The organism is Corallococcus sicarius (assembly GCF_003611735.1).
GTDB lineage: Bacteria > Myxococcota > Myxococcia > Myxococcales > Myxococcaceae > Corallococcus > Corallococcus sicarius.
The window spans coordinates 1-6,953 of the sequence record NZ_RAWG01000406.1 but is presented as its reverse complement, the minus strand read 5'-3'; the positions used below and the strand labels follow the sequence as shown (position 1 = coordinate 6,953).

The window sequence follows — 6,953 nt, the reverse complement described above, 5'->3', positions numbered from 1 at the left end:
GGTAGGGAGGGGCCGGGCTTGTCCGGCCGTTGAAGACTGCTACAAGGGCGCGCGTTACCCCCCGAGGCGCCCGTGCCTCCGTCCCCCGAGGCCCTGTGATGGATTTCTCCGCGCTCGCGCTGTCACCCCCGCTGCTCCAGGTGTTGGAGGAGCTGGAGTTCCGCACCGCCACCCCCATCCAGGCGCAGACCATCCCGGTGTTGTTGCAGGGCAAGGACCTGGTGGGCCAGGCCCGCACGGGCAGCGGGAAGACGGCGGCGTTCGCGCTGCCCATCCTGCAGAAGATCCAGCTCACCCAGGACCGGCGGCTCCAGGCGCTGGTGCTCTGCCCGACGCGCGAGCTGTGCGCGCAGGTGGCCGGGGAGATCCGCCGGCTGGCGCGGCGGCTGAATGGCGTGCAGGTGCTGGCGCTCGCGGGCGGGTCGCCCATCAAGCCCCAGGTGGAGGCGCTGGAGAAGGGCGTGCACATCGCCGTGGGGACGCCCGGGCGCATCCTCGACCTGTTGGACCGCGAGGTGCTGGACACGCGCTCGCTGGCCACGGTGGTGCTGGATGAAGCGGACCGGATGCTGGACATGGGCTTTCGCGAGGACATGGAGCGCGTGCTGAGCGCGACGCCCGCGAAGCGTCAGACGGTGCTCTTCTCCGCGACGTTCCCCGACGACATCGAGAAGCTCAGCCGCGCGTTCCAGAAGGACCCCGTGCGGGTGTCGCTGGCGCAGGAGGAGGCGGCGCCGGACATCCAGCAGGTGGCGTACGCGTGTCAGCCGGAGGAGAAGCTGGGGGTGCTGCTGCGCCTGTTGAAGCAGCACCAGCCGGCGTCCGCCATCGTGTTCTGCAACTTCAAGGCGGTGGTGGTGGAGCTGACGCGCGAGCTGGTGAAGGCGGGCGTGAGCGCGGACGGGCTGCAGGGGGACCTGGAGCAGTTCGACCGGGACCGGGTGATGGCGAAGTTCCGCAATCACAGCACCCGCGTGCTGGTGGCCACGGACGTGGCGGGCCGGGGCATCGACGTGGAGGCGCTGGACGCGGTGGTGAACTACGAGATGCCGCAGCAGCCGGAGGCGTACGTGCACCGGATTGGCCGCACCGGGCGCGCGGGGCTGCGTGGGTTGGCCATCTCGCTGGTGACGCGCTCGGACAGCCGCAAGGTGGAGGACATCGAGGGCACCACGGGCGTGAAGCTGGAGAAGGGCGACGTGGACGCGCTGGTGCCGGAGAACATGCCGGGCGTGTCGCTCATCTCCGGCTGGGAGACGCTGTCCATCTCCGCCGGGCGCAAGGACAAGATGCGGCCCGGAGACATCCTGGGCGCGCTTACTGGCGAGGCCGGCGGGCTGGCCGCGACGGAGGTGGGCAAGATTGAGATCCACGACCACCACGCCTTCGTCGCCGTCTCCAAGCGCGTGGTGAAGGTGGCGTTCCAGCGCCTGAGCGAAGGGCGCATCAAGGGCCGCAAGCACCGCATCGAGCGGGTGACGTAGCCCGTCCCGTCAGCCCGGCGCGCTCTTGCGTTCGGTCCAGGACGGGGGCGTCGCCTCCGCGTGCTTCGCCAGCGCTTCGGCGATCTGCGCTTCCTTCCAGCCTGGATCCAACACGGGGCAGAAGTAGCCCGGCCCCGCGCGCTCGCGCACCGCCCAGGCGAAGAAGTCCTGCGCCAGGGTGTGCACCTCCTCCGGGAGGAAGAGGGCCGCGACGTCGTACTCGGTGAAGCGCAGCAGGTCCGGCACGCGCCACTCCCGCTCCCAGTCGAAGCGGTAGCTGTAGGGCGCGTTGTGCGCGTCCCCCTGGATGTCCACGAAGGGCGTCACCGCCCACACCGGCTCCTTGTGCGGCTCCTTCGCCGCCAGCGCCTGGTCCAACTGGTGCTTCATCGCCAGGTGCGCCGGGGAGCCATACTGCACGTACCAGACGGGCCCTCCACCCTGCGACAGGATGAAGCTCTTGCGGAACGCGATGCCGTACAGGCTCCTGCGCTGCACCAGCCTGCCAAGCTGATCGATGGGGATCTCGCTGAAGCACACCGAACGGCTCCGGTCCGCCACCTTCGCCTCCCGCCGCGCGATGCCAAAACCCTCCGCGCCCGGGATGAGCGTGCGCGCTCCCAGGATGCTCATCATGTTCTGGTAGGCATCGTGGTACGGGGGCCCGGGCTTCGTGAAATGCACCACGAAGTCAGACATGTCCCGCCACTGTGCATTCGCCTGATACCCGAGCATCGACCCGAACACCCCCGCCCGAGTCTCCCGGCCCGGTCACCCGGGCGCAACACGACGTGATGGGTTGTGTCCGGGCCTGCCCGCCCCACGGACAGGCAGCCTGCGTCAGGGCTGGGGGCCGGGCGCCGGGACCCTCGGCCGCGACAGCTGCATGAGCGCGAGCCCCACGAGCACCGCCAGGGACGTCACGGCCGCCTCGCGTGCGCTCGCGCCAAAGGCCACCAGCGTCAGGCCCAGCACCAGCGTGGGCACCGCGAGCAGCGCGTGCGCCGGCCGCAGGTTCCTCTCCCGCCGCAGCGACAGCACCGCGAGCGCGGCGGCGGTGACACCGAACTGCATCAGCACCGCGATGGCGGAGAGCGCGAAGAGCTCCGACAAATCTCCCAGGTTCACGAACCCCACCACCAGCACCCACGTCACCCCGAGCGCTCGCATGGGCACGCCCGACTCCGACATGCGCTCCAGCCCGAACAGCGAACGCTCCCCGGACGCCAGCGCGGAGAGGTAGCGGGGCGTCGTCACCATCATCCCCAGGCAGATGCCCAGCGCGGAGATGCTGGTGCCCGCGGACACGAAGCGCTCCAGCCCCGCGCCGCCCCAGACACCCGCCGCCTGCACCAGGGGCGCCGTCGACTGCGCCAGCCCCGGCAGCGCCGCCACGCACGCCCACGTCAGGCCCACGTACAGCACCACCGCCACCAGCAGCGAGCCCACCGTCGCCAGGGGTACCGTGCGCTCCGACGAGCGCACCTGTCCCGCGATGACGGGAACAATCTCGAACCCCTGGTAGGCGAACATCACCGCCAGCCCCGCCTTCAGCCAGGACCCTCCCGTGGCGGGCAGGGGAGGCGGCACCTCTCCGACGGCCGGCAGGAAGAGGAAGGCGCCCAGCAGCGCCGCCAGGGGCACCAGCTTGGCCACGGTGAGCGCCGTCCACGTCCGCGCCGACACGCGGATGCCAGACGCCACCAGCGCCGCGAGCGACGTCACCAGCGCGGAGGCCAGCAGCCGCTCGCCCACGGGCCCCGCCAACCCCACCGACGGCGCCAGCGCCCGCGCCAGGCCCGCCATCACCGCGGACGTGCTCAGGAAGGCGCTGACGTAGGCCACCCACCCGACGAGGAAGGACGCACGTTCGCCAAACGCCGCGCGCGCGAAGACGACGGGCCCACCGTCCGCGTCGAACCGCCGCCCGAGCACCGCGAACGCGAGCGCCACCGGCACCAGCGCCACGCCCGTCAGCGCGAAGGCCCACACCGCGGACATCCCGGGGGCCTGGGCGGCGATCTCCGCCGGCGCGAAGAAGATGCCGACGCCCACGATGCCGTTGACGCCCAGGGCCAGCAGCTGGAAGGGGCCGACGGTGCGTCTGGGATTGGCGGCAGCAGGGTGGGTGGACACGGGCGGCAGTTCACTACACCCGGGCCCGCCGGCGCCATGGGGCCGCCAGTCATTGTGATATCGGTGCCGGGTGTCCCGCACGCGCCTGCTGGCCCTCCTCGTCGCACTCGTTGCTGTCCTCGTCGCCGTCTGGCAACGGACGCAAGCCGTGGAGCGGCTGTCCCAGGACTACGACGAGGCGGTCTACCTGCCCATCGCCTACGACTATGCCCGGATGATGGAACAGGGCCGCTGGGGGGACGTGGGCGCCCTGCGGGAGAACTTCGAGCACCCGCCGCTGGTGAAGCTGCTCTACGCGGAGGCGGTGCGGGTGACGGAGGCCCCCGAGCCGGAGTGGGACAACGTGCCCATGGGCCAACCCCTACCAGACGCCGCGCGGCCCGCGTTCCGTGCGACGCGGCGGTTGTCGGCCGTGGCCGGGATGATTCAAGTGGGGCTGGTCGCCACCGTGGATCCGCTGGGCGCGCTGCTGCTCGCGTGGGATCCGTATCACACGAAGTACACCTCGCAGGCGTACCTGGAGGCGGTGCCGGGGCTGCTCGCGGTGCTCGCGCTGCTGGCCTTCGAGCGCGCGCGGCGTGGGGCGAAGGACTTCGCGCCGGGGTGGCTCGCGGTGTCCGGGGCGCTGCTGGGGCTCGCGGCGGCGGGGAAGTATCCGTATGGCCTGGTGGGGGGGCTCACGATGCTGCCCTTCCTGGTGACGGGGGCGCGGACCCGGTGGCAGGCGTGGGCCGCGTTCGTCGTGCCCACGGCGGCGGTGTTCTTCCTCGCGAACCCGGCGCTGTGGTCCTCGCCGTTCGCGTCGCTGTGGGAGTCCGTCACGTTCCACTGGGACTATTCACACAGCGCGCACGTGCGGCGCAGCGCACTGCCCTGGTACCAGCCGCTCGCGTACCTCGTGGACCCGTGGCTGTCGCAATCACAGGAGGGCATCTACCTCACGGACTTCAACGCGTGGGCGCTGCTGCCGCTGGCGGTGGTGGGCGCGCCCCGGACCTGGCGCGAGCGGCCCGTGTGGGCGGTGGGCGCGGGCGTGGGGCTGGTGTTCCTCCTGCTGTGGAGCACCAAGTGGCCGCAGTACCTGCTGCTCGTGCTGCCCGCGCTGTGCATCTGCGCGGGCGGGGGCGTGCGGACCGTGTTCGGCTGGGGCGCGCGGCTGCTGCACAAGGTCCGCGCCCGAGGACGCCTCAGCGCAGGTGCGTGAACACCCGCGGTGAGGCGGGAAGCTCCACGCCGGAGGTGGGCACGAGGCACGTCAGCTTCGCGCCCCCGGGCAGGGGCAGCCACCCGGCGCGCCACATCAGGGACGCCGGGAGACAGGGGTTGCGCAGCATTCCGGCGCACGCCACGCCCCGGCGCTCCATGTCCTGCATGGCCACCTGGAGCAGACGCTGCCGGTCGCCCGCGGACACGGTGTCGTCGAAGGCCATCAGGTCCACGACCTCCGCGGTGATCTCCCCCACGCCGGTCATCAGGAGGCTGTAGCTGTTCACCAGCCCTCGCACCTCGCCGTCCTGCTCCAGCACGAAGGTGCGCGGCACGTCCCTGTATTGGAGCTGATGCGCCAGCCGCTCCGTCGTGTACGCGTACCCCAGCGTCACCGGCTGCATCATCCGGTGGACCAATGCCATGCAGCGGGGCAGGTCGCTGGGGCGATAGGGGCGGATGCCCTCGGTGCCCGCCTTGCGGAAGCCCTGGCACAGGAAGGGCCGCGCCAGGGTGAACAGCCGCCGCTGGGAATCGGTGAATGACCAGCGGGCCAGGGCTCGCGCGTCAAAGACATGCAGCCACAGCCCGAGTCCATGGAGGGGATGCGCGCTCCTCGCCCGCTTCCAGAGGCCCGGCTCGTGGGGGCCTGTCGCCACGCAGCCCAGGGTGAGCTTCGCGCCGCGGTCGCGGTGGCGCCGGAACAGCTCCCGCGTCAGCCTCCCGCCAATTCCCTCCCGACGGTGGGAGGAGGCGACGCTCGCACGGCTCCCATAGCTGCCATCCACCTCCCGGGTGCCGATCCGTATCCGCGCGGGCTCCGCGAACAGGGTGCCCACCAGCGTCCCCCGGTCATACGCCGCGACGAGGTAGTCGCGCGGGGCCTGTCCGCCCCGGAAGAGCAGCCAGTCGATGAGGCGTTCACTCCAGACGGGCAGCGGCGACGTCTTGCCATAGCTCGATTGCCAGACGCGGTTGATGAACCAGGAGGCCTCCGCCGCGTCACCTTCGAAGGTGCGCACCTCAACCATGGAGCGCTCCGGGGGAGGTGCTCCGCGCGCTTCGCCACGCCATTGCCTTCATGGCGGAGAACTTAGGGAGGGGTTGCGCGCGGGAAACCGGTACCCGAGTGCATCCGCGCGTCAGGGCGCCGGTTCGACGAGGAAGTCCGCGAACACGGCGCAGTGGTCGGAGCCGCCGTAGCCGTTGCCCTCGCGTGCCACGCGGAAGGAGCCCGGGACGTAGGTGCCCCCTTCCGTCGCGGGCGCGAGGTACAGGTGGTCGATGGCCTGACGTTGACCTGAATAGACATACGTCCAGGTCTCACTGGCCGGCCGGTCGCTGGCGACACGCAGCAGGGCTCCGTCCCGCTCCAGCGCGTTGAGTGCGTCCGAGCCGGGCACGTCGTTGAGGTCTCCACCGAACACCACCAGGGCCCCGGGGGAGGCCTTCGCGACGCCCGAGACGATGTCCCGCGACGCGGTGGCCTCGGCGATGCGGCGGCCCGGATCATCGTCCACCTTGGAGCGGAAGTGCGCCGCGAAGACGATGGCCTCCGCGCCGCCCACGTCCACGTGGACCTCGAGCAGCTCGCGCGAGAAGCGCGTGAAGGAGCCGTCCGGGCGGACGATGGACCGGTCTCGGTGGCGGCGCACGTCGGTGATGGGGTGGCGGGAGAGGACCGCCACGTCCACCGACGCCGCGGTGCCAATCTCCCCGAGCTGCGCGAAGCCGAAGCCCGGGATGCGGCGCTGGAGCTCGTCCAGGGACGTCTGCGTTTCGACCTCCTCCAGCAGCACCACGTCCGCGTTGAGCGCGGCGATGGCGCGGGCGAGCCGCTCCGCCTGCTGCGCGAACTCCGTGGCCGTGGGCAGCTCCTCGTAGTTGGAGCCTCCGCAGGAGCCCGAATCACACACAGTGTCGAACAGGCGGTGCACGTTGAAGGCCGCGATGCGCACGCGCGTCCCGGATCCGATGGGCGTGCCGCTGTCGGGCGTGGTGCAGGCGCCGGAGATACAGGGGCCGGCATCCGGTGTGGGCAGGATCTGCGGGTCGCGGCCCTCGCAGCCCGCGAAGGCGAGGAGGAGCCCGCACAGGGCGAGGTTCGAACGGGCTGCCGCACGGAAG

6 protein-coding genes are annotated in these 6,953 nt (G+C 71.4%); 2 read left to right on the top strand and 4 right to left on the bottom strand.

Annotated elements, in window-relative coordinates; translation table 11 throughout:
- The first annotated feature begins 98 nt into the window (after positions 1 to 98).
- Positions 99 to 1,484: an ATP-dependent RNA helicase DbpA gene (gene dbpA, locus D7X12_RS37105; RefSeq protein WP_120629929.1), complete on the top strand. Its 1,386-nt coding sequence runs from the start codon at positions 99 to 101 to the stop codon at positions 1,482 to 1,484.
- A gap of 9 nt (positions 1,485 to 1,493) precedes the next feature.
- Here dbpA and D7X12_RS37100 read toward each other — a convergent pair whose 3' ends face one another.
- Together D7X12_RS37100 and D7X12_RS37095 are read right to left on the bottom strand one after the other, a co-directional pair.
- Positions 1,494 to 2,183, bottom strand: coding sequence for an abortive infection system antitoxin AbiGi family protein (locus tag D7X12_RS37100; protein ID WP_244225010.1), 690 nt, complete (start codon positions 2,181 to 2,183; stop codon positions 1,494 to 1,496).
- Positions 2,184 to 2,324: 141 nt separating this feature from the next.
- Positions 2,325 to 3,620, bottom strand: coding sequence for an APC family permease (locus D7X12_RS37095; RefSeq protein WP_120629927.1), 1,296 nt, complete (start codon positions 3,618 to 3,620; stop codon positions 2,325 to 2,327).
- A gap of 70 nt (positions 3,621 to 3,690) precedes the next feature.
- Between D7X12_RS37095 and D7X12_RS37090 the strand changes: the two genes are divergently transcribed.
- Complete coding sequence (locus D7X12_RS37090; RefSeq protein ID WP_147443913.1) at positions 3,691 to 4,824, top strand: hypothetical protein; 1,134 nt, start codon at positions 3,691 to 3,693, stop codon at positions 4,822 to 4,824.
- On the opposite strand, the gene D7X12_RS37085 is transcribed toward D7X12_RS37090, so the two are convergent.
- Both D7X12_RS37085 and D7X12_RS37080 read right to left on the bottom strand, forming a co-directional pair.
- Positions 4,808 to 5,857: a GNAT family N-acetyltransferase gene (locus D7X12_RS37085; protein WP_120629925.1), complete on the bottom strand. Its 1,050-nt coding sequence runs from the start codon at positions 5,855 to 5,857 to the stop codon at positions 4,808 to 4,810. The genes D7X12_RS37090 and D7X12_RS37085 overlap by 17 nt on opposite strands.
- A 111-nt stretch (positions 5,858 to 5,968) precedes the next feature.
- Complete coding sequence (locus D7X12_RS37080; protein ID WP_244225011.1) at positions 5,969 to 6,922, bottom strand: endonuclease/exonuclease/phosphatase family protein; 954 nt, start codon at positions 6,920 to 6,922, stop codon at positions 5,969 to 5,971.
- Positions 6,923 to 6,953: the final 31 nt, after the last annotated feature.

What these genes read in the sequence shown, in the direction of transcription:
- dbpA (WP_120629929.1), top strand. Translation starts at nt 99, where the DNA reads ATGGATTTCTCCGCGCTCGCGCTGTCACCCCCGCTGCTCCAGGTGTTG.
- D7X12_RS37100 (WP_244225010.1), bottom strand. Translation starts at nt 2,183, where the DNA reads ATGTCTGACTTCGTGGTGCATTTCACGAAGCCCGGGCCCCCGTACCAC.
- D7X12_RS37085 (WP_120629925.1), bottom strand. Translation starts at nt 5,857, where the DNA reads ATGGTTGAGGTGCGCACCTTCGAAGGTGACGCGGCGGAGGCCTCCTGG.